The following is a 745-nucleotide window of genomic DNA, read 5'->3' on the forward strand; positions in this document are numbered from 1 at the left end:
CGAGGTCCGGCAAGGCGCGGCGCACCGTGCCACAATGGCCCGATGATGTCCCCCTCAATGAATCGCCGCTGTCGCGGCGGGCCGGTTGTTCGCGGTCCGCGGCAGTGCTAGGCTGAAGGCGTCATCTCGACGACCAGCGGAGACAGGCAAATGATCGAAGCTTCGGAACTGAAGCCGGGCATGGTCGTCCTGCTTGAAGGCGAATTTCATAGCGTCGTCAGCGCCGGGTACCACGCCGGTGGCGGCCAGCAGGGTAGCGCAGTCTTTACCAGGGTCAAGAACCTGAAGACCGGTCACGTCAAGGAATTGCGTTTGCACCCGGGCGACAAGCTCGAAGAGGTCTCGCTCGATCACCTGGAGATGGAATACCTGTACACGGATGGTGTCGCTTTCTATTTTATGAATTCCGATACCTTCGAACAGATCAGTTTGCCCTCGCAAACCATTGGTGCATACGAAAAGTTTCTTCAGCCCAATATGCGAATCCCGGTGCAACTTTATGAGGGTGAGCCCGTCACCATTGCATTTCCCCCTGCGGTCGAGTTAAACATCGTGTCTACGCCGCCGGGCCTGCACGAGCATGAAACCTCCACCTTCAAGACCGCCACGCTCACGAACGGCATGGAAGTACTCGTTCCTCAGTTCATCAAGGAAGGGGACACGGTGCGAATCGAGGTCGCTTCAGGAAAATACCTGGAGCGGGTCAGGCGAGGGGCGCGAAAGCCGTGAGAATGCAGCGTAGCCC

General features: G+C 58.3%; 1 protein-coding gene. It reads left to right on the top strand.

What is annotated here, in order from left to right; translation table 11 throughout:
* Positions 1–150: 150 nt before the first annotated feature.
* Positions 151–729: an elongation factor P gene (locus BN2476_RS44755; RefSeq protein WP_087740474.1), complete on the top strand. Its 579-nt coding sequence runs from the start codon at positions 151–153 to the stop codon at positions 727–729.
* Positions 730–745 lie beyond the last annotated feature (16 nt).

Origin of the sequence: Paraburkholderia piptadeniae (genome assembly GCF_900007165.1) — a bacterium.
GTDB lineage: Bacteria > Pseudomonadota > Gammaproteobacteria > Burkholderiales > Burkholderiaceae > Paraburkholderia > Paraburkholderia piptadeniae.

Excerpts from the sequence above, each read along its gene's own strand:
- BN2476_RS44755 (WP_087740474.1), top strand. The coding sequence starts at position 151 with ATGATCGAAGCTTCGGAACTGAAGCCGGGCATGGTCGTCCTGCTTGAA.